Genomic DNA, 22,224 nt, shown 5'->3' with positions numbered 1-22,224 from the left:
TGCCCCATTTCCCCTTCGTGAGTTCACTTGGGATGTTGCTCCTACTTGGATTGCTAATACCGTTCGCTTCGAGCCACGCAAAGCATCCCCCTTCGAGACCATTAATGATTACCTCCTGGAACCTCAATTGGCTCTCAGACGCGAAACCCAAGGTAAAGCGCCACTCCAATATTCCAACGAGAAGGACCAGCGACTATCGAGCATTTGCAAACATCATCAATGATATTTCACCTGATGTTTTGGCTTTTCAAGAAGTGGCTAACCACCAATCGATAAAAAAGATAATCTCGCTCGATAAGTATCAGGTTGCGTTCTCAAGTCGGCAAGTAATAAGTAACGACGAAATTTGGTCGCAGTTTGTCGGGTTTGCCATTCGCAAAGGCCTGAATTACCATCGCCACCCTGATCTCCATCAGCTCGATATATGGAATAACCAATACCTGCGCTATGGTGTCGATGTTACTTTGTATCAAGATGGTAAACAGTCATTGAGACTATTGAATGTACACCTTAAAAGCGGCTGTTACAGCAACCGTCACCGGAATAAAAGCTGTACGGTACTGCGCGAGCAATTCAAGGTGTTGGCTCAGTGGATGTCGCAACGCCAAGCAGAGCAACAACCATTTATTATCCTAGGGGACTTTAATCGCCGACTGGCACAAAAAGGGGATACGTATTGGCAGGGACTAACGTCTAAAGTGTCGACACCCGCTCCGATATTGATGACGGAGGGTATAAAGAGCCAGTGCCGCTCGCAGGCTTATAACAAGCGCAAGCGACGCTGGGAGGTAAGGCAATACCCCGGGTTTATCGATCACTTCATTATTGATGGCCGAATTACAGAAAAAGATACCGAGGTATCCTTTTCTGAATATCTCTTCTCAGGCCAACAGCTAAAACAGTTTCAACTCAGTGACCACTGCCCACTATCAATCTCTGTGCAGCTCTAAAGGGGCTTCTTTCAAGGTATAACTCACTTGACCACATTGACACTGGCCAGTAATGGGATAGGTTTGTTGAGTCCTTTTGCATCCTTTCTAGCATTAATTCTGCATCTATCATGACGTTAATTGATTGTTACAATAAGCCCTAATCACTTGGCGGATTATCTTTTTCCTGCTTCACATCACGCACATGAATATCCATTTGCGGGAAGGCTATTTCGATATCATTTTGCCGGAACAGGCTATCAATACTCTTGTTGATCAGGTGAATGGTAGATAGGCGGAGATCAATGGCGGTGATATAAACACGCAATTCAAAATCTAGGCTACTGGCACCAAATGCCAGAAAGAATACGGACGGCGGAGGGTCTTTGAGCACCAGAGGATGTTCATTGGCGACCTGATACAGCAACGTCTCAACTTTTTCGATATCCGACCCATAAGCCACCCCGATAGGGATCACGATACGGGTGATCGGATCGGTCAATGACCAGTTAATCAGCTTCTCGGTAATAAACGCTTTGTTGGGAACGACTATCTCTTTGTTATCCCAATCAGTGATGGTGGTCGCCCGAGTTTTAATTTTACTGACCGTGCCCGATAAATCATTAATCGTCACAATGTCACCGATCCGGATTGGCCGTTCGAATAGAATAATCAAACCCGATATAAAATTGGCGAAAATTTCCTGCAAGCCAAAACCCAACCCAACTCCGAATGCCGCAACCAACCACTGCAGGCTAGACCATTGAAAACCGATCAACGAACAAGCACTGAACACCCCAATCAACATCACTAAATAGCGTAGAACAGTGGTAGCTGCATAGCCTGTTCCTGGTGACAAATCTAGCCTGCGTAATACCAACAGCTCGAGAATACCGGGCAAATTTCTCACCGCGATGAAGGTAACCAGCAAGGTGATCAGCGCATCAATCAGCGAGCGCAACGTGATATCCACCATCACCGCACCCGTTTCACCGACTTCACTCACCTGCCACACAACCACTTTGCCTAGCCAGCTGGTCATCTCAAGAGCACTCGACCACAAGGTCAACATGGCTATCACCAACCCAATCAAGGATAATCCCCTCAGAAGGGTAAGCGATTGCTCACTTACCTGCTCGGCATTTAGGCTGTTCTCTTCAACTTCAGGCATCACCTCTCGCAGCTCTGCCAACTCTGGGGGCTCACCGGCTTGTTCCTGCTGCTGGGCAATGAGCTCTTCACGCCTTTCCAACAGACGTTGATAGCTCAATTGACGATGCTCCAACTTAAGCCATCGCTCCCCCATCTGGTAAACCAGCAGTACGCCCAGCATCAAAAACAGCGTCAGTTGCTGGTAATGCAGTAGCACCCAAGAAGCGAGGTACAGTCCAAGGACCGACATCAGCATAATGGCGAAGAAAGAGCCAATGACTAAACCGCGGATCAACATCAACGGAAAGCCCTGATGCAACGGTGATGGCAACACCATGGGTAACCGCTCACGCTTGAACAAAAAAGCGTAGATATACGTCATGCAGCTGACCAACAACAAGAATAGCACCCGAGATGCTTCGGCTTCCTTCTCGCCAGACACCAGTTCAGAACAATATAAGGCAAGCAAAATAATGATTAACGGCCAACGAAGTCGGCGGCTTTCACGATGGAGATACCGGCAAATTTCTGATGGCCAGTTAAGATGCAAATCCAGCACCCCATCCTTAGCGGTTAAGCTCTGAATGAGTTCCAGCACAAACAAGCCCCATGCGCTGGTAGTGATCAATGAGGGGAGATCACCTGACGTCGGCTGAGGCCACAGCCAAAAAATGCCAAGGGCAGTCAAGCCATACCACAGCGGCCAAACAACAGCCCGAAACAAGGCAAGTGCAAACAGAATCAAGGTGTAGCGAAATTTATCTTTAAGCGGGTGCCCAAACAGGCTTTTATATTCCAATCGATGCTGATCACTCAGGCGGGATAGCTTCATTCTCAATAAAAAAAACAGCAGAGTATAACCAGCAATAGAAAACACCAAGGTCATCTGTTGTTGTTGTGAAGTGCGCTCGAACAGAACCTTGAGAGGAGTATGGGCTCCAAACCACACATCCATCTCAAAGCGGGTGAGATTCTTCCATAACGGCAGATTGCTGCGGATCCATAATTGTTGCTCACGAAGGAAAGAGCGTGCGCTATTCACCTCATCTTTATATTGGATACTCGCAGCTTGAAGACGACTCAGTTCGGTGATCAGTTTGTCGTACTCTTGGCTTAACCGGCTCAGCAACTTTTTATTTAGGTCTTTTCTTTGTAGTTCAAGCAGCCCTTCACCATCGGGGTTATCCACGGACTGATCCCTTGCTTGCTCATTAAGCATAACATCCGAGCGAAGCTGGCTGATTTCATATTTTCTGATATGAGCCTTGGCGATCTGATCCGGAATCACATTCACCGCGACCCGGGTCGGTAAACGCTGTAACTGAGCCCTGATAGAAGCGCCAAAGGACGTGCTCTCACTTAGCCAATCCAGATTGTTCTTGATAAGCACTTGCTCATCGGTGAGGCTCTGCCTTTCTACTTGGATACGGTGAATATCAACTCGGGCATCATCCACTTCCAGCAATACTCGCTCTAACTCTTTAGCCAGGGCTAGTAACTTGGCCGCCTGCTCTTGCCGGGATATGTCTTTTTCCGCCTCTGGCATCTTATTATCCAGAAGTGCTCTATTGTTCTGCTCTACCTTAGCGATAAGCGCCTTAGCCGAGCCTTGCTCTATGGCGGTCAGGCGATTTTGCAATTGGATCTGTAGCGGGATGGCCAACTCTATTTTCTTCGCCAACAAGGCCTTCTCAAGCTGAAGTAACTCACTACGTTCATCCAAGGTTTGCTGCTCTAGCAACTTCTTGTCTTTCTCCAGCTGCAGCGTGGCTGAGTTAGCCGTAGCCAGCCAAACTCGCAGCTTATCTGTGCTGTCACTCACTGTCAGCGATGCTTGATCCAACTGGCTATTTAGGCTAGCAATTTCCTTAGGGAGGGTATTTCTAGAATCATTGAGTTTTTTTCGTTTATCGGCATTGGCTTTCGATGCTGTTTGCCATTCGCTTAGTGAGGCACTCAAACGGGCCAGTGCCTGGGACAGATCATCATAAGATTCAAGGTGATCAGTTTGGAAAACCGGAAGTAAGTCAGCATCTTTGACCTTCTTGCTCAACAACGCTCTCTGCTGGGGAAACTGGGTAATGAGGCTACGCAATCGCTCTCGCTCATCAGCTAAGGTTTTCTGGCTTTTTAAACTCTGAGCTAAGCTTTGGTATTGCTGAATAAGATCTTCATCTTTGGGGCTTTCTGTATTCAAGCGCTCAATTTCACTATCGACATAGTCAATATCCGGCAGCGTCTGCGCACCTAACCCCGCAGTAAGTAACAGCGATAAACCAAGGCAAAAAATGAGCTTTCTAGCCAGACTCCACACCCACACCCACACCCACACAGACCCCAAAATCAAAGATACTGTTAAAGTGTAGAAGTCGCTGTTATACGGAGGGTATCAAGATTAATACCTAATAGAAGCTAAACTTAAGATCAGCACAAAGCAAAGAGCGGGGAAAAACACGATGAGCTATAAGCATATCTTAGTTGCTGTCGATTTATCTCAATCCAGCCAAACCGTGATTGATAAAGCCGTCTCATTAGCTAAAGGGACTAACTGCAAACTGTCCTTTGTATATGTCGGTGTTGATAAAGTCGTTTTGGAACAAAAAGAAAAACGCACCATACAAGAAAAACTACAAACACTCGCGGATCAATGTGATTACCCGATTACAGACACCTTGGTGGTGGTTGGCGATCTCCATATAAAACTATCTGGGGTCGTTAAAGAAATGGATATCGATTTAGTGGTTTGCGGCCATCATCACAAATTCTTCAGCCGACTATTCTCATCGGTCCCCAAACTGGCTAATGCCATTGAAGCCGACTTGTTAGTGGTTTATCTCAATCAGTGATGTTTTCTCTCATCTTCATTCCCACCGCTCTATTCGTCAATATACCGATCAACCAGTGAGTGACGATGCACTTAACGAGAGCGTACTTCACGACCTTGAGCAACAAGGTTTCATGAATCACTCAAAATAAAATTGCGTGTTGATTTAAGAAAGGCGTAAAAAAGACGATTATTATAATCAGCGAATGATCAACGCTAACAAACAATCGTCTTCTGCTTGCACTTCAGGTGAAATTAGAAGTGGAAGACCAATTGAGCTGATGCACCGTAGTTATCTTCATTACCATAAATGGCCGCAATATCTAACCCAAATTTACCAAAGGGTTTCAAGCCAATACCAGCGGTAAACAGGTCATCGGAAAAATCAGTCATACTATGGATGTAGCCCAAACGCAGCTGAGCCACACGCCATGCATCCGCTTCTATACCAATACGGGCAAACTGAGTTTTATACGCTTGCTCTTTGAACGGCTTGTTGCTGTTCAAATCGACATCTGCAGCAACCGTGAAGCGGGGATGGTTATAAGCAAACGCTGTAGTGTATTGCGCCTCAACCTCATAAGTCACTTGATTACCAGAGCTCTCATTTGACGTCAATGATTGGGAAAAGACATTTTGCACAGATAAACCTAGCATCACATTACGACTCAGCGCGTAGGCTGCCCCGATATCGGCATTAAACGCCGACTTATCGACATAGTCAGAACCGATGTCGATATCGTCATCATCGAAGGTGTCGATACCCTGCTTGTAGTTAAATGCCATTAATTGCTGTAATTTAGGGGAAACCCCTAAGCTTAGGTCGCGATCTAAGAAAATAAATTCTTTGGCAAAGGTAAAGCCAATATCAACCGTACCACCAGCAACTGCCTGCCCAGTTGAGTTAATGACTTCATGGTTGGCAATATCATCCTCGTCGATATCAGTAAGAACCAACGCGGTCACATTGCTAGAAATGAAAAAGTTTGTGCTAACCATTCGATTGGGAATAGCGACAACCATACCGACATTTACATCACCATCGATACGACCATCATCCAAATCTTTCAGCGCTGCCGTCCACTCATCTACAAGATCAGGATTACCCGCTAATTGATCATTCAAATCTTGAAACGCATCCACCCGATCATGTAGATCATTGCCATCATAAACTTGAGCGCCGATAACCGGTAAGATCATACCAAAACTGTCATGACGTTTATTCTGTGTTGCCAATGCCGGGTTATGAAAGCTCGCCGTCAGGTAGTTGGCTGATGCAACACCAACGCCACCCATACCAACACTGCGTGTATCAGAGAGCGTGTTTGAAGCCGCTGCCGAGTACGACAAAAAAGCCATTGCTATCCCTGCTGCTGCTCTTTTCACTGTCACCATGTTAGTCCCTGAAGTCTATTATCATATTTCTTTTGAATATTGTGCAATTAAAACATGGCTGTGAACACTGAGCTAGTCACATTTTTGTTTCAAGTTGATAAAGAGTGATGGGGGTAACGAAAGCCTTCAAAATTCGGCTTCCTAATCGCCTAGAGGGCACGCTTGATAAGCAACGAGATGAAACAACCCCCTATTTATTGATCGCAATCATAAAAGCCGCCTATACCTAGCCAGTTAAAAAAAATGAAATAAATATGAATCAATTCTGAAACAGAAGATAAATATTTTATACTTTTTTAAAAACGAGAATAAAAAATGTTTAGTAAAAAAAATGTTTCCCGCCGATCTTTTATGGGCGGAATGGCTAAAGTTGGCACAGTTGCAGCTTCGACATCAATCCTAACAGCATGTAATAGCAGTAGCTCCTCAGAAGAGAAAACCAGTATCGCCGGAGTGAAAGTCGCAATGCTTGCAGATGTTCATTTCCATGATGTATTTGGTCATTACGAATTTTCAAAATTCAACAGCGAAGTAACAATACGAAGCATGCAGGACTCGTGCGAATCTACTCGTATGTTCAACGAAAACTACTTTGCCTTTATTGAGGCACTTGAAGAGTTAGGCCAACAAGGTATTAAATATATCTGTTTACTAGGCGACTTCTCTGATGATGGCCAAGTCGACACCTTAAAAGGGTTTAACCGTGTTGTAGAACCATATATTGAAAAGTACGGTTTTGAATTCTTTTTGACTAATGGCAACCATGATCCTGTTCGGCCATATGGTGCCCACCAAACAAAGAACTTCTTGCATCACACCGGGGCCAGCATCGCGGTAACCAGTGATGAGGACCGCAACTTCACGCCAAATAATGTACTGATTGGCCAACACATTACGAAAGGAATGTGGGCTACGGGCTATCAGGAAATGTTTGACGCATTGGGGCAATACGGTTTTCAGAATAAACCAAGCTATGTCAGCTACGAAACCCCCTGGGGCAGCGATAAGTTTGAAGATCGCGGTCTTATGATCAGCAAGGAAGACGGTGGTAATACGTTCTGGTGTCCAGATGCCACCTACCTGGCCGAGCCAGTTGAAGGCCTATGGATTGTCTCTGTCGACATGAATATCTACCTGCCTAACGACGACGGTACCAGCTGGAGCCACGCCTCTATCGGCTGGGAAGAAGGCAAGAAGTACAAGCCCCAGGTAATGGATTGGCTAGCCAATGTAACGGCACGTGCTGAAGCTGAAGGCAAAACGCTGATTGTATTTAGCCATTACCCAGCAACCGAGTACCTCAACTCGAGCGCAAACGACTTTTACTATGTATTCAATGACGGCTCTTACAACAACACCCGCGTACCTTCAAGCGATACTGCTGAGCAGGTCATTAACGCCGGTGTAAAGATGCAGTTTGGCGGCCATATTCATGTTAATGATACCGCTGTTCATCAAGGCGAAAACGGTACCCTCATTAATATTCAAGCACCGTCTCTGGCAGCCTACACACCATCGTACAAAGTCGTCACCTGTCATTCACCAACATTGTTCGAGATAGAGACCAAGACCTTACAGGATGTGCGCGACTTCGATGCTCTATTCCCTTATTACCAGCTTGAAAAAGAACATCGCGAATGGGTTGGTGCAGATGTACAGTGGGAAACCATGTTGGAAGCCACTGACTACCGTGATTTCATGTTCCGCCATTTGGATGTACTAATGCACATGCGACTAAAAAATGGCTGGGGAGGGGATATTACGGCACTTTTTGAGGCGGCCACACCACTCTACTGGCTAATGATGTTGTCATGTTATGAGGGAACACTCGATAACCAACAAACATTGGCTTTGATAGAAGCAATGACAATCGAGGCAAACAATAGCGACATATTGACTATTTTTGCCGAGTGGGGACTTGAAGATAAAGCTATTGACGCTCTGGCCATGGTAGACGGTCACTGCAGCACTTTCCTGATGAATCGTGATCAAATGATGGCCGTGAGCTTTAAACAATTGTGCCTTGCCACTTTGTATCAGCGCAACGGTGACGAGCTAGCACTACAAGATCTGAATTACCAACTGCTTGTACCAATCCGGGTTGCAATGGAAATGTTCAAGCACAACGATGCAGATGGCGATCTGGAAAACATTGATTGGGACACCGACTACATTAATCAAAACCCAGCCAGTGGTGGCAGCGTACAAAAAGATCAAATTGACTTGTTACTGCTTCGGACTCGTTTTGCATCATTTGCTCGCATTTATCATCAACTAGGCAAAGCCAAACCCGCAGATCACTTCTTTGTTGATCTCACCACGGGCTATGTTGAAGATTTGGCAGGCAATAAGCAGTTTTAAGTCAATACGATAAAGTCCTTTGACATTGAATGCCGCTTACTTAAAGTGAGCGGCATAAACCTCTGGTATTTTTACCTTAATTACAGTTACCCTGCCTACATAAAGATAACTCATACTGGCAGTTTCCAATGAAAGACCAAACCTACATCGACCATGATTTTTCAGAGCAAGACTTTGAATATACCCACTTCGAAAACTGCACCTTCATTCGTTGTAACTTCAACCGAGCCAATTTGAACGAATCCGCGTTCATCAACTGCCAATTTATCGAGCGTGGTGACGTCGAAGGGTGCCGTTTTGAATATACCAAACTCAAAGAGGCCAGCTTCAAAGACTGTAACCTCAGCATGGCAAACTTCCGAGGCGCACAATGTTTTGGCATCGAAATACGTGCCTGCAATTTAAAAGGGGCTAACTTTTCCCTAGCTAGCTTTGCCAACTACCTGACTCAAAATAACTACTTTTGCTCAGCCTATATTTCGGCAAGCAATTTAGCCTTTGCCAATTTGGAAGACCAGCGACTGGAGCAGTGTGAGTTGTTCGAAAACCGCTGGACTGGGGCTAGCTTGACGGGAGCGTCATTCAAAGGTTCTGATCTCAGCCGAGGTGAATTCTCACCTGATAGCTGGGGACAGTTTGTGATAGAAGAGTGCAATCTCTGCCATGTCGATTTAACCGGGCTTGACCCAAGAAGGGTTAGCCTCAAAGGTGTCATGATCTGCGATTGGCAGCAAGAGCAGCTACTCGAACCGTTGGGCCTGATTGTGACGGCGGGTTAATCACTAGGCCCCCTCTGGGGGCCTAATTAAATCACAATCGCCACAGCAAAACTGATATCAAACTCACTACCACCTTCTAAAGAAAGCCAAGGTTGCGGTGAAAGCGCAAAATCATGAAACTTAATCACACTTTTCTCAATTTTTAAGAAGGAAGTCAGGTCACTATAATCAAAGCTGCTATCCTTGTAGGTGAAATTGGCCAGAGATACATTATTTTTCAGGTTGCTTTAGGAGGTCGTATGTTAGGAGAAGATCACTCTCTGCTTCATGAATTCCCGCAATACAAAGATAAAATCACCGCTTTATCCGCAAACAACGAGGCATTTGCCCAGGATGCCAAACAATATAATCAGTTAGATAAAGAAATCCGAGTGCTTGAACTCAGAGGCTCCCCGATTGAAGATGATGCCATGCTTCAACTCAAGCACCAGAGGGCTGAATTAAAGGACTCGCTTCACCGCCGTTTGCTTAACGGAAGTTAACTCTGAAACACTTTAGGCCACCGCTTGGTGGCCTCTGACGTCAAATAAAAGTGACTAGAAGCCATAATCCGATCCACACCTCATATTCTGCCTTGTAAATGCGCTTTTCTGTTAACAAACATGAACCACGCAGGCAATCGAAAAGCAACCGATATACACTGAAACTAAAAGCCATGTGTGTTATGTGTGTTTAAGGAGGCCGTATGAAACTCAATCGACTATTGGTTACCATTGCTCCTGAGCAACCTCTCAATGATTCCTTTCATCAGGCATTTGGATTTGCTAATCAATGCTCTGCACAAGTTACCCTATTAGCTGTTATTGAAGAATTATGTGAATTAAAAGAGGTGGCTGAGCATTCAGATACTGCCGTCAATATCATTGATGAAGCGAAAAATTTTTACCATAAACAGCTTAATCATCATGTTGAAGTACTCAACGCTCAATACCCCAACATTACCTTCAACACCCTTGTTCGTATCGGCATCCCACACATAGAAATAATTAAAGAAGCCAAAGCATCACAAGCCAGCATGGTGGTTATTGATTCCACAAGAGATGACAAGAAGTTAGCCTGTCAACGTGGACGAAATACCTTAAGCATCATCCGTAAATCGGAAGTACCTATCTGGTCTATCAGCTCTTATTCCAAACCGATTGATCACGTTGTAGCAGCCATTGATCTTAGCAATATTGAATATCAGGGTTTTAATACCAAACTCATTGAGCTAGCGTTGGAATATTGCGAAATAACTGGTGCAGACTTAACGCTATGCCATGCATGGCGACTTGACTCCGAAGGCTACCTGAGAAAATGGAGTGGCTATGATGATAACGATATTGAGCAACTCTCGCAAAAAATGAAAGCAGAGAGGATCGAGCGCCTGAAATCTTTGTTAGCACCGCACCAAAATAGCGTTGTTAATACCAAAATAGAAATTGTCGAGGGGGAAGCGAGGGAAGTACTACCGCTCTATGCCTCAGCTAAAGGCGTCGATGTCGTCATTCTGGGCTCACTCTCACGTACTGGTATCGCTGGCTTCCTCATGGGCAACACCGCAGAATCTATGATCAACCAGCTTAGTTGCTCTGTCTTAACCCTCAAGCCTGACTCCTTCAAATCACCAGTGTAATACTGATAGAGCACAACAAACAAATAGCAAAAAGCCAACACCTCTCGGTGCTGGCTTTTCAGTATAAATAGAGTATCAGAGCTGTATTAGCGCATGATCATCTGTTCGCGACCAGGGCCGACAGATACCATTTTCACCGGTACACCCATTAGCTCTTCGATACGCAGTACGTAATTTTGTGCCGCTTTTGGCAACTCTTCAAACTTGCGGCAACCAGTGATGTCTTCGCTCCAGCCTTCCATTTTCTCATAAACAGGCGCTAGAGACGCGGTTTGAGGCCAAATTGGGTTTTCGCTATGATCGCCATCGTAAGCGACGCAAATTTTCAGGTCGCTAAGGCCACTTAGGCAGTCCACCTTCGTCAGGGCGATTTCAGTCGCCGCCTGAAGCTCAACACCGTTTTTGGTCGCTACCGCATCAAAGTAACCCATGTCACGTGGACGACCCGTTGTCGCACCGAACTCACCCGCGGCTTCACGGAAAGCATCTTGCTCTTCCATCGCGGTGATCAGCGTGCCTGTACCCACTGATGAACTGAACGCTTTAGCAACAGCAATCACTCGCTCAGGACGAAGGGCTGGCAAACCACTACCAATACCCGCATACATTGACACAACATTAGAAGATGTTGTCCATGGGTATTCACCGTACGTCAAGTCACGGCCAGCACCCAACTGTGCTTCGAATAGTAGGTTCTTATCTTCAGCCTGCAGTGCTTTAAGCGGTAAGGTCACATTGCAAATCGCATCACGCCATGGCGCCGACACTTCTAGCAACCACTCAGTCATCTCTTGTGCTGTTTGGCTAAACTCGAAGCTTGGGTATAGGGCTTTAAGCTGTGGCAGTTTCCAGTCCATCCAGAACTGAATACGCTCACACAATACTTCAGGCTGCTTTAACCAACCAACCAGAATACCTTTTTTCATAACGCGGTCGCCGTAAGCAGGTGCTATGCCCTGACGGGTTGAACCGTAGGCTGCATCACCCAAGCGCACTTCTTCTAGGGTATCTTCAAGAGCGTGGAGTGGAAGACACAAGGTAGCTCGATCAGAGATACAAAGGTTAACGTTAACCCCTGCAGCTGCAACTTCTGCTAACTCGGTAGTAAGAGGCTCAGGGCTGATCACCATACCAGGGCCTAGCACCGCAAGACAGTCAGGGTTAAATACGCCGCTTGGTAGCTGGTGCAGTTTGAATGTTCCCAAATCATTAACCACAGTGTGGCCAGCATTGTTACCACCTTGGAAACGAATACTCGCAGAGGCTTGTTCAGCAAGGAAATCAACGATTCGGCCCTTACCTTCATCACCCCAGTTAGCACCAACAACAACGATAGACGACATAATTAACTCTCCCAAACAATGATGAGATTATGCTAAGGCGACTCGGCCAATAAGAAAAATTAATAATCGTTATAACTCCGATAAGGATTTCATATGGGAATTTGTGACAAAGGGCGTAGAATAAACACACTCATCGTTAGCGGTTCAATAAGCGAGCCTTTATGTTAGATCTCAACTGGCTGAATACCTTTGTCACTCTGGCTCAATTAGAGCATTTTGGTAAAACGGCGTCAGAGCTGCACATGACCCAACCCAATGTAAGCTTGCATATCAAGCAGTTGGAGAAGACTACCCGGGTCAAGCTGGTTGAGCGTAATCCGTTCCGCCTGACCCAAGCTGGAGAGCGCTTATTGCAAAGTGCGCAGTCAACATTGCAAGAACTGCAGGTATGCCAGTCAGACCTCAATGCGATTAACGATCTATCCCAAGGTACTCTTTCTATTGCAGCCAGTGACATTATCTCTCGCTTGCTACTGATTAAACCCTTCCAGTCATTCAAGCATGAGTTCCCGGGCATCGATCTCTCTCTGTTCAACACCACCTCAACCCAAGCGGCCGAGCTGGTCAAAAGTGCCAAAGCAGATTTAGGCTTCGTGATAGCCCAAAAAGAAAGCCAGCCACTACACTTTACCGAACTGCGTCAAATTCGCTGGTGCGCACTGGGTAATGGTTTGAGTGATTGGCAGCAGCAGGCACTGGATGAAAAGATCACCGGTTCGGAAGAAGAACCGACACTGATCCTATTGGGTCACGATACCCGTACCCGTGATCTGATTGATCTCGCTTTGCCTAGCCTTCACTTACCTAAATACCGGGTAATGGAAGTCGGCAGTGTCGATGCCCAAATTGACTGGGCCGAAGCGGGGTTTGGTATTGCCATCGTGCCAGCGTTTTCGCTCCACCCAAAACTCAACCTGAAAAGTGCCATCACCCCACTTCCTAATTTCCCAACCACCAGCTTGGGCTATATTGTGCGCCAGAACCAAGTGCTATCGCGGGCAATCAAACAGCTATTGCAATGGGTAAGTGAAGAGATCGCCAATTCCCCTCACAGTAATCCTACAAACTAGCCTTCAACCTTCGAAAGCCGAGGATAATGTAATGATATTTAATAATCAGGAAGTGATTCATAAAGAAATGCGAAGACATTACTATTGGCTTGTCTACGGCCCACAGGTGGTGTTATTAACAGTTATTAATTAACCACTGAACGCTACTGATTTAGGGACAACAATATGAAATACACCGTATATTTATCAGGTGAAATACATACCGACTGGCGAGAGAAAATAATAGCCGGAGCCCAAGCCCAAAACCTTCCTGTGACATTTACCTCCGCTGTGACAGATCATGATGCGAGTGACGCAGCAGGTGATGTTTTAGGCAAAGAAACAGACAGCTTTTGGCGCGATCACAAGTCGTCTAAAGTTAATGCGATACGAACAAAGCTGATGATTGAACAATGCGATATTGCAGTCATTAGATTTGGCGACAAATACAAGCAATGGAACGCGGCTTTTGATGCCGGCTACTGCGCAGCGCTAGGTAAATCTTATATCACCTTACATAGCGAAGAAATTATCCACCCATTAAAAGAAGTCGACGCCGCTGCAATGGCTTGGGCTAAAACGCCAGAACAAATCGTCGAGATCCTCACCTATGTCATCAGCACCAAATAGCCCGATATAGGCATACCGGTAAATATGACTGTTATCATAAGAGATCTAGCGGAGAGCTGAGTGTCGTACACGTCGGGCAGGCCTCCCTGCGGGACTCATTCGACCGAAGGGCGAACGCCAAACTCAACGCATACAAAAAAGCCTCAGTCTTTCGACTGAGGCTTCGTTGTAGTGGCGGAGCGGACGGGACTCGAACCCGCGACCCCCGGCGTGACAGGCCGGTATTCTAACCAACTGAACTACCGCTCCAATTCTGTATGAAACTCGATGGTAACCATCCAATTTCTAGAATGTGGGGAGACGCTCTGGGAATGGAGGATTTGAACCCTACTTCCCCAGAAGTCAAACAGCCAGTAAAAATACTGACTATTAAAATGTGGCGGAGAGATAGGGATTTGAACCCTAGATACGCTACAAACGTATGCCGGTTTTCAAGACCGGTGCTTTCAACCACTCAGCCATCTCTCCGTTGTGGGGGAGATAATATAGATCCCTTAGAGTGTTGTAAACACCCCAAAATCTCGACCGCTCACAATACCACCAGTTTTCCGATTTTTTGAGGGATAACCGATCAAGTGGCGACAATAAAATCAAATTCTCCAACAACGCCACCCGATAATTGTTTAGGTTCAAACTGAAGATACTGTCGCTCACGCCCACCCCACCACTCATTACCCGTCTGTCCTTTAAGGTAAAGTTGACTAGTCAATATCTCATTGGCCCCTTGCCAAAGTTTCACATGAATATGTGGCGGTCGGCCGGTATATGGCACAGGATAAATCGTGCGGAACTGATATTGGCCTTCATTATCTGTCTCTACTGCGCCAAAACCAGCAAAATGGCGGTCAAATGCTTGATTATTTGGCTGCTGCGGGTGATCGTATACTCCTTCGCCGTCACATTGCCAAATCTCTACCTTGATACCAGATAAAGGCAATCCATGGGAATCCAATACGCGTCCCAGCAAAGCTATCGGTTCTCCGGCTAATCCTTGTTCCTGCAAAATCAAATTTGCCCTCATCGGAATTGGCTCTACCGGATAAAATGGCCCTTCAGCCTGTGACGGAGTGATAGTATAAGGTTGTTTTGCCCAAAGAGGTTTCGCAAACAACATCGACCACAATGCCAAAAAATGCCGTCTCTTCATCACCATTTCTCCCTTAGCTGACTTACTTACAGTGTGGCAGCCAATAAAGAAATTGCGTTGAAGATCCCTGTCTATTATCTTCAGCCTGTGCCACGATAATATAAAATCATATAGGAAAAGAAATGACACTCTCTCATGCAACATTAGTCATACCCGCTCATATGTTGCCAGGTGGTATTGCCCCAATAGCACATGAATTTGGCTTTGAGCATGTCGAGAAACAACGCCTTGAACACGGTGATGCTATCACATTGACTCAGTTTGCCTTTAACTCTCCCCTAACCGAACATAACGAATTGGACGCCGATAAAACCTTCGATAGTGCTGCCAAGTATTTTCTCTGGCACCTTGCCAAAGGCACTCCCTATCAAATCACCAAGTCATTCAGCGATGGCAGCCAAAGTATCAAAAGCTACCTATATCGTAACAACAGGCTAACTTCGCACGCTTCCCCTCTGGAAGAGCTATTAGCCAATAGCCAATAGCCAATAGCCAATAAGCATATGGCATCACCTTTTTGTTTAACTATGAAGGACATCCCATACACTTATAGTCAACTCTGATTATAATTCAAACACGTGTTTAAAAGGATGTTAACTATGTTGCTCTACAAAACGGTTGTCGGAATCAATAAACAGCTCAACAAATTAATCACGATTCCGTTTCCCCAATTGGAAATGGGTGCCGATAGTGTGGCCAATGCGGGAGCCTTAATGGCCTCAAAAGGGGCGAAAAAGGTGCTAATCGTTACCGATGCGATGATTAACTCCCTCGGCTTAACCGCTTCGCTTTGCGATTCACTGAACGTACAGGGGATTGAGTTTGTCATCTATGACGAGGTCAAACCCAATCCGAGCATCGCCAACGTGGCGGTAGGGGCAGATTTATTCAAAGAGCAAAAATGCAATGCCATTATTGCTATCGGTGGCGGATCGCCAATTGATTGTGCCAAAGCTATTGGGGCGAAAATTGTTCGCAACAAACCGGTTCGCCGGTTGGCGGGTAAATTAAAGATCAGGAAAAAATTACCGCCCTTTATGGCTATCCCTACCACTGCGGGCACAGGCTCAGAAGCGACTGTCGCTGCTGTGGTGTCGGACCCGAGTGCACGAGAGAAATTCGCGATTATCGATCCGGCCATACTGCCTGACTTTGCGCTGATTGATCCCAAACTCATGGTCGGCCTACCCAAGCCGATTACTGCAGCAACCGGTATGGATGCGCTGACTCACGCTATTGAATCATTTATTGGTACCTACCACACCCCACTCACCGACAAATATGCCACCCAGGCGACCGAGAAAATATTCGCTCATTTACCGACCGCTTTTGAAGATGGGGCTAACCTAGAGGCCAGAGAGCAGATGGCTGTCGCTTCTTATGAAGCTGGATGTGCCTTCACCCGTGCTTATGTCGGTTATGTCCATGCTTTTGCCCACCAGCTAGGCGGCATGTACAACGTTCCCCATGGACTTGCTAATGCCGTGTTGTTACCCAAAGTACTGAGTTTATTGAAACCTTACTGCGAACGGCGGTTAGCATTGCTTGCCGAAGTGATCGGATTGGACACCGCAGAGGAGTTTATCGAAGCGGTCAGCAATCTTAATGCTCAACTGAATATCCCAACCTCCTTCCCTGAGCTAAAAGAAGATGAGATCCCATTGATCACTAAACGTGCTCTTGCTGAAGCCCATGGAACCTACCCAGTTCCCGGATACCTAAGCCAGCAGCAAGGCGAGGCACTGCTCACCCAGTTTCTTGAGCCATCCTAGCCCCTCCGAAACCAACACATACTAAAAAGCCTTAGCATTTCTGCTGAGGCTTTTTTGTCGTGGCGGAGGGCTTACCCTAGATACGCTACAAACGTATGCCGTTTTTCAAGACCAGTGCTTTCAACCACTCAGCCATTTCTCCATTGTGTGATGGATATTCAGGACACTGTAGACCCCGACCAAACCCAAGCGCTCACGATGCAATCAATCATAACAAATAACAACCAAACTTATTAATAAACAAATAGTTACACTATTAATTATTAAACTGTTAGTAGCGATAAATTAGCTGTAGCGGTGAGGAAATATGAGATGCTTGAAAAGGTGATCTGACCACATGATTTTTTATGCAAGTGGAACTATCAACACTACCCCTGTTTGGGTGGAGAGAAAAGCAAGTTTTCATGGAATTTGCACAATTTTGGAATGTGTCACAAAGTCGATCTGAACGTCTTAACGCCGTCATAATCGTCTGATAAAGATAAGTTGATTTCGACGCAGGTATTAATTAGGAGGTTAATGTGTCTATCAATTCTATCGACCACAATGAGATGTCTGATGTGTCTTCCAAGTGGGATTTCAAAGATGAAACCGCTTCGCACATCTCCAAAAACAAACGCCAGCAGGCTGAAGCACGCCGCCGTATTGAGATGCTTCGCGACATTCGTGCTAGTGGCCTAACGATTGAGGAAGCTAAAGAGCTTGGGCTGATCCATTAAGCCTCACCCCCAACGAATACAAGATGAACAACAAAGTAACGACCGTAGAATTTGAAGTAAAACTAAACGATAGATTCTTTCTATCAAAGTAATCTGTTAATCCTGCTTTGCTTATACTTGGGTAGTCGTTAAATTAGTAAGCAACAAGACTTACTGGAACCCGATTATGACTACAATGACTACCCGCTGTCCTCACTGCAAGGCTATAAATCGTATACCAACAGAACGAGTGAACGACATTGCGACTTGTGGCGCCTGTAAGGATCGATTGCTAGATGGCATACCTATCGAAGGGACAACGGACAACTTCCTTTCCCTTATCCAAAGCGACAAGCCTATTGTGGTTGATTTCTGGGCCCCATGGTGTAATGGCGATGTTGGCTTCGCCCCGATCTTCGAAGATGTTGCGAAAGAACGTAACGGTGATGTGCGCTTTGTCAAAATTGATACGGAAGCGCAGCAAGCGCTGGCGGCACAATACCGTATCCGTAGTATTCCAACCATCATGGTGTTTAAACACGGTCAAATGGTTGAGACAATCAATGGTGCCCTACCGAAAGGTCAATTTGACCAATGGCTCAATCAGGCTTTGACTAAGTAAACGTTGTAAAAAAGCTCTAGCCAAGAGACTAGAGCTTTCTATAACATCACGACTTATTCGAGAGTAACTTACACTTTAAATTGCTTCAGCTGATCACCCAACGTAGCCGCAGCTTCGCTCAGTGATTGGCTTTCCGATGCCAAATGCTGGGCTGCTTTATTGATATCGTCAGTCGCGGTATGGATAAGGTTAACGGTGTTGTTCACCTCTTCCGTTACCGTACCTTGCTGCTCTGCCGCCGTAGCAACTTGCATGATCATATCGTTGGCATCTGTTACTAACCCAGCGATACGGTTAAGCTCGTTCTGCACCTGCTCGGTATGTTCAACGCTGTATTGTGTCTGCTCGGTGCTTTCCGCCATCGACTTCACGGTATTTAAGGTACTTTGTGTCAGCTTGTCGATAGTATCCTGGATCTCAATCGTCGACTGCTGAGTGCGACTTGCTAAATTACGCACCTCATCGGCTACCACAGCAAACCCTCGGCCTTGCTCGCCAGCACGCGCTGCTTCAATAGCAGCATTGAGTGCGAGCAAGTTGGTTTGCTCTGAAACCCCTTGGATCACCTGGGTCACATTGCCAATTTCTTCTACCCCGTCTTTTAGCTCACCCACACGCTGATCAGAATTCTCGATTCCCTGAGAAACGCTGTGAATCGCGGCCATCGCCTTCACCATGCGTTGGTTACTGGCATCAACCTGCGCATTGATTTCAGCGGTCGAAGCAGAAACCGTCTCGGCATTTTTAGCGACGTCAGTAATTGTTGCGCTCATCTCTTCCATCGCTGTAGCCAGTTGAGCTAACTGCTGGTTTTGCTCGGTAATGGATTGAGCACACTGCTCACTGGCTGCAGCAATCGTCCCAGCCATACTAACCGACTGCTGAGCATTGAGATTGGCTGCTTGCAGCGTCGTTCGCAGAGAAGAAGAAGCTTGGTGAAGCACTTGTGCAATTTGACCGATCTCATCACGGCGATCCATGGTGAAATTCTGGGTCAAATCCCCTTGTTCCAGCTTGCGAACTCTATCGATCAATTGTTGGAGCGGCTGACTGATATCATTGCTAATCCAAAGCCCTAATCCAACCAAAATAGCGATAGCGACAAGGCTGACACCGAACTGGAAAACAATACTGTCGAAGAAGCGTTCTTCAATATCCATTAAATGAACACCGGTGCCAATTACCCAGCCCCATTTAGAAAAGTTCTCAACATAGGAGATTTTCTCAGAAATCTCACCGTTAGGTGCGATCCAAGCGTAATCTAAGAAACCGCTACCAGATCGGCGACTTATGGTCGTCATTTCTTGCCAGTGCTGCTTACCTGATGCATCGGTAATGGCCTGCATCGATTGCCCTTCTTGCTGCTGACGCAATGGGTGCATAACGAGCGTATTATCCGTAGCTATCACCCAAAAATAGTTATCCCCATCGAAGCGCATAGCAGAAAGTGCCGATTTAGCTTCCTGCTGAGCAGTCTGTTGATCAAGTGGATACTTGTCCGAGTAATATTGAACCAAAGAAATCGCCGCTTTCACTTGCTCCTGCATTGATTCTTGACGGTCAACAATGTCACTCTGGTAACTTTCATTGACCTGGAATACTGCATTTACTAGCATTAAAATAACTGCAATGGCGATAAGTGCCAATAATTTGACCCTTACCCCATAATGCCGTAATAGGTTCATAGCTCCCTCTTTAAATAATTTACTATTTTCCAAATATTATGAACGACCAATCTGCTTTATTACTTACAACATTCAAAAAACTTATATCCTTAATCAAAAATATTGTAAATATGTATAAAATAGCGAAGCACAAAATCCACCCTAGCAGCCATTTGCAGCTCCCACGACATCACTGTTATTGCTTTTACGGCTGATGATTTTTACTCCTCAGCGAAAAACTATTTGGTAGAATGACGTCATCCATACAAACAATAACGACACAAGGATGAAAACTGTGAGCAAATCAGCCAATATTCCGGCGCTAAGCCAAATCAATGTTTTTCCCGTTAAATCGATTGCTGGCATTAGCCCATCTCAAGCATGGGTTGAGCTGCAAGGGTTGAGCTTTGATCGCCGATTGATGGTCACCCGGTTAGATGGCAGTATGATCACTGCAAGAAAACATCCACAATTAGTCAAAGTATCAGCGGCTCTTCTTCCGAATGGTTTGGTCCTCACCTTCCCGGGCCAGCCATCTCTCAAGCTACACTATGCTGACTTTGCGATGACTGAATCGGTTGCGACCGTCTGGAAAGACACCTTCAACGCCTACCTCACTACCGAAGCAGCCAATGAATGGTTCAGCCAAGTCATCGGCGAACCGGTTCAACTGTTATTTACGGGTGAACAATCACAACGCCTAAGAGCAAAGCTCAATCAAAATGTTAGCTTTGCCGATGGCTACCCATTGCTCATCATCAGCGAAGCATCGCTGGAAGAGCTCAATACCCGCAGTCCACAGCACCACACCATGGATCAGTTCCGTACCAACTTGGTTGTATCGGGAACAGAGCCTTTCGCAGAGGATGGCTGGAAGCGTATTCGTATTGGCGAAGTGGAATTTGAAGCCGTGAAGCCTTGCTCGCGCTGTATTTTGACCACGGTAGATCCGGCAACCGGAGAGTTCAGCCAACTAAAAGAACCACTTAATACCTTGTCGGCCTTCCGCTCAGACGGCAGCGGCGAGGTTTATTTTGGTCAAAATCTGATTGCCCTAAACGAAGGTATGATCAGTGCAGGCGATAAAGTTGAAGTCCTAGAAACCAAGCCAAAAGAGATTTATCTGGATAGCGGCATCCAATCCGTTACCCTGACTTGCGTTGAACGCGAAGACATTGCCCGAGACTTTTCTACATTCTGGCTAGAGCCGGTAAAACAGCAATTACTTCCAACTTATCAGCCGGGCCAGCACCTGCCAATCCAAGTTGAAATCAACGGCGAATACGTTGCCCGCCGCTATACCCTATCTTCGAGTCCTTCGCGCCCAGGACGCTATGCGATATCGGTAAAACGTGTCGATGACGGCCGAATTTCGAACTGGCTCCATGATCATTTCCAAGTAGGCGATACTTTGGTGGCCCAGCAGCCTGGTGGCAGTTTTCATTTAGGCCATCACACCGACAAGTTACTGCTGCTCTCTGCTGGCAGTGGCGTGACACCAATGATTTCGATGCTGCGTTATCTCGCCGACCATGATCAGGTGCGGGATGTTGTTTTCTATCATCAGTGCAGCTCCCAAGCCGATATTCCTTATCTTGAAGAATTGAATAAACTTGAAAAACGGTTCCCACAATTGAAAGTAATGATTTCTCTTAGTCAGCCGGATAAAAACTGGAAAGGCTTGTCAAAGCGGCTTGGCGCTGCCCATCTAGAGCAAATCGATGCTTTGGTTGAGCGACAAGTCTTCGTCTGTGGCCCAAATAATTTCATGGATGATGCAAAAACATTACTGCTCAATGCAGGCCTCGATCCGGCACAATATCACCAAGAAGCGTTTGGTCCTGTTACACGTCAGAGCAACAAAGCCCAAACGGTGTCTATCAGCATCAATGGCTATTTGTTTAGCGGTAATAACCAAAAGACCTTGCTTGAACAGGCAGAAGCCTCTGGACTTAACGTGTCCAACAGCTGCCGAGCAGGGCTCTGTGGTGCTTGTAAGATGACGCTTGAATCCGGTGAGGTAGACCAACCGGATGTCCCCGCTTTGCTACCAGGCGATAGAGAGTCAGGCAAAGTGTTAGCGTGCTGCTGCGTCCCGAAAACCGATGTCGAGCTAGTCGACTAGATTCTCGAAATACTCAATATAAAGCAGCCACCTTTCGGTGGCTCAGATTGATGACAAAGGCCTGGCTTTTAAGCTAGGCCTTTGATCTAATAGAGGTATCGAAATATGGATATCTCGAC

Annotated in this window: 18 protein-coding genes and 2 tRNA genes; 13 read left to right on the top strand and 7 right to left on the bottom strand. The window is 46.1% G+C overall.

All coding sequences use genetic code 11. The features are described 5' to 3' along the window. Nucleotides 1-104: 104 nt before the first annotated feature. Entirely contained in the window at nucleotides 105-950 is an 846-nt protein-coding gene (locus tag NHN17_RS14895; protein WP_255043363.1) for an endonuclease/exonuclease/phosphatase family protein, read from the top strand. A 139-nt stretch (nucleotides 951-1,089) separates the two neighbouring features. Here the strand turns inward: NHN17_RS14895 and NHN17_RS14890 are convergent, their stop codons facing one another. Beyond that, the gene (locus NHN17_RS14890) at nucleotides 1,090-4,395 is read right to left on the bottom strand and encodes a mechanosensitive ion channel domain-containing protein (RefSeq protein ID WP_255043362.1); all 3,306 of its coding nucleotides are present in this window, start codon (nucleotides 4,393-4,395) and stop codon (nucleotides 1,090-1,092) included. A gap of 142 nt (nucleotides 4,396-4,537) precedes the next feature. Between NHN17_RS14890 and NHN17_RS14885 the strand changes: the two genes are divergently transcribed. After that, entirely contained in the window at nucleotides 4,538-4,927 is a 390-nt protein-coding gene (locus NHN17_RS14885) for a universal stress protein (RefSeq protein ID WP_255043361.1), read from the top strand. Nucleotides 4,928-5,160: 233 nt separating this feature from the next. Here NHN17_RS14885 and traF read toward each other — a convergent pair whose 3' ends face one another. Further along, complete coding sequence (gene traF, locus NHN17_RS14880) at nucleotides 5,161-6,300, bottom strand: conjugal transfer protein TraF (protein WP_255043360.1); 1,140 nt, start codon at nucleotides 6,298-6,300, stop codon at nucleotides 5,161-5,163. 315 nt (nucleotides 6,301-6,615) lie between these two features. Here traF and NHN17_RS14875 point away from each other — a divergent pair, with 315 nt between their 5' ends. The 4 genes from NHN17_RS14875 (at nucleotide 6,616) to NHN17_RS14860 (ending at nucleotide 11,055) form a co-directional block, all read left to right on the top strand. After that, on the top strand, nucleotides 6,616-8,661 hold the full coding sequence (locus tag NHN17_RS14875) for a metallophosphoesterase (protein ID WP_255043359.1): 2,046 nt from the start codon (nucleotides 6,616-6,618) through the stop codon (nucleotides 8,659-8,661). Nucleotides 8,662-8,789: 128 nt separating this feature from the next. Beyond that, nucleotides 8,790-9,440 (top strand): Qnr family pentapeptide repeat protein, encoded by a 651-nt coding sequence (locus NHN17_RS14870; protein WP_255043358.1) that lies wholly within the window; start codon nucleotides 8,790-8,792, stop codon nucleotides 9,438-9,440. A 239-nt stretch (nucleotides 9,441-9,679) separates the two neighbouring features. After that, complete coding sequence (locus NHN17_RS14865) at nucleotides 9,680-9,922, top strand: HP1242/YdcH family protein (RefSeq protein ID WP_255043357.1); 243 nt, start codon at nucleotides 9,680-9,682, stop codon at nucleotides 9,920-9,922. A gap of 203 nt (nucleotides 9,923-10,125) precedes the next feature. Then, nucleotides 10,126-11,055: a universal stress protein gene (locus NHN17_RS14860; protein ID WP_255043356.1), complete on the top strand. Its 930-nt coding sequence runs from the start codon at nucleotides 10,126-10,128 to the stop codon at nucleotides 11,053-11,055. Between the two features lie 86 nt (nucleotides 11,056-11,141). Here the strand turns inward: NHN17_RS14860 and NHN17_RS14855 are convergent, their stop codons facing one another. After that, the gene (locus NHN17_RS14855) at nucleotides 11,142-12,398 is read right to left on the bottom strand and encodes an adenylosuccinate synthase (protein ID WP_255043355.1); all 1,257 of its coding nucleotides are present in this window, start codon (nucleotides 12,396-12,398) and stop codon (nucleotides 11,142-11,144) included. 161 nt (nucleotides 12,399-12,559) lie between these two features. Between NHN17_RS14855 and NHN17_RS14850 the strand changes: the two genes are divergently transcribed. Further along, nucleotides 12,560-13,468 (top strand): LysR family transcriptional regulator, encoded by a 909-nt coding sequence (locus NHN17_RS14850; protein ID WP_255043354.1) that lies wholly within the window; start codon nucleotides 12,560-12,562, stop codon nucleotides 13,466-13,468. 165 nt (nucleotides 13,469-13,633) lie between these two features. Further along, nucleotides 13,634-14,077, top strand: coding sequence for a YtoQ family protein (locus tag NHN17_RS14845; protein ID WP_255043353.1), 444 nt, complete (start codon nucleotides 13,634-13,636; stop codon nucleotides 14,075-14,077). Between the two features lie 172 nt (nucleotides 14,078-14,249). Here the strand turns inward: NHN17_RS14845 and NHN17_RS14840 are convergent. The 3 genes from NHN17_RS14840 to NHN17_RS14830 form a co-directional block, all read right to left on the bottom strand. Continuing rightward, a tRNA-Asp gene (locus NHN17_RS14840) sits at nucleotides 14,250-14,326 on the bottom strand. A gap of 128 nt (nucleotides 14,327-14,454) precedes the next feature. Further along, nucleotides 14,455-14,545: transfer RNA gene (locus tag NHN17_RS14835), tRNA-Ser, on the bottom strand. 103 nt (nucleotides 14,546-14,648) lie between these two features. Further along, nucleotides 14,649-15,224: a dioxygenase family protein gene (locus NHN17_RS14830; RefSeq protein ID WP_255043352.1), complete on the bottom strand. Its 576-nt coding sequence runs from the start codon at nucleotides 15,222-15,224 to the stop codon at nucleotides 14,649-14,651. A gap of 122 nt (nucleotides 15,225-15,346) precedes the next feature. On the opposite strand from NHN17_RS14830, the gene NHN17_RS14825 reads away from it, so the two are divergent. The 4 genes from NHN17_RS14825 to trxC all read left to right on the top strand — a co-directional run bounded on the left by NHN17_RS14825 (nucleotide 15,347) and on the right by trxC (nucleotide 18,316). Continuing rightward, nucleotides 15,347-15,709 (top strand): hypothetical protein, encoded by a 363-nt coding sequence (locus tag NHN17_RS14825; protein WP_255043351.1) that lies wholly within the window; start codon nucleotides 15,347-15,349, stop codon nucleotides 15,707-15,709. Between the two features lie 114 nt (nucleotides 15,710-15,823). Beyond that, on the top strand, nucleotides 15,824-16,996 hold the full coding sequence (locus tag NHN17_RS14820; protein ID WP_255043350.1) for an iron-containing alcohol dehydrogenase: 1,173 nt from the start codon (nucleotides 15,824-15,826) through the stop codon (nucleotides 16,994-16,996). A gap of 521 nt (nucleotides 16,997-17,517) precedes the next feature. Continuing rightward, entirely contained in the window at nucleotides 17,518-17,715 is a 198-nt protein-coding gene (locus NHN17_RS14815; RefSeq protein ID WP_255043349.1) for a hypothetical protein, read from the top strand. A 166-nt stretch (nucleotides 17,716-17,881) separates the two neighbouring features. Further along, complete coding sequence (trxC, locus tag NHN17_RS14810) at nucleotides 17,882-18,316, top strand: thioredoxin TrxC (RefSeq protein WP_255043348.1); 435 nt, start codon at nucleotides 17,882-17,884, stop codon at nucleotides 18,314-18,316. A 68-nt stretch (nucleotides 18,317-18,384) separates the two neighbouring features. Here trxC and NHN17_RS14805 read toward each other — a convergent pair whose 3' ends face one another. Then, nucleotides 18,385-20,001: a methyl-accepting chemotaxis protein gene (locus tag NHN17_RS14805; protein ID WP_255043347.1), complete on the bottom strand. Its 1,617-nt coding sequence runs from the start codon at nucleotides 19,999-20,001 to the stop codon at nucleotides 18,385-18,387. Nucleotides 20,002-20,266: 265 nt separating this feature from the next. On the opposite strand from NHN17_RS14805, the gene NHN17_RS14800 reads away from it, so the two are divergent. Next, nucleotides 20,267-22,105, top strand: a complete 1,839-nt coding sequence (locus NHN17_RS14800) for a hybrid-cluster NAD(P)-dependent oxidoreductase (RefSeq protein ID WP_255043346.1) — start codon at nucleotides 20,267-20,269, stop codon at nucleotides 22,103-22,105. The last annotated feature ends 119 nt before the right edge of the window (nucleotides 22,106-22,224 follow it).

Source organism: Photobacterium pectinilyticum (assembly GCF_024357955.1).
GTDB classification, from domain to species: Bacteria; Pseudomonadota; Gammaproteobacteria; order Enterobacterales; family Vibrionaceae; genus Photobacterium; species Photobacterium pectinilyticum.
Note: the sequence above shows the minus strand (reverse complement) of the source record. Positions and strands in the feature narration are given on the sequence as shown.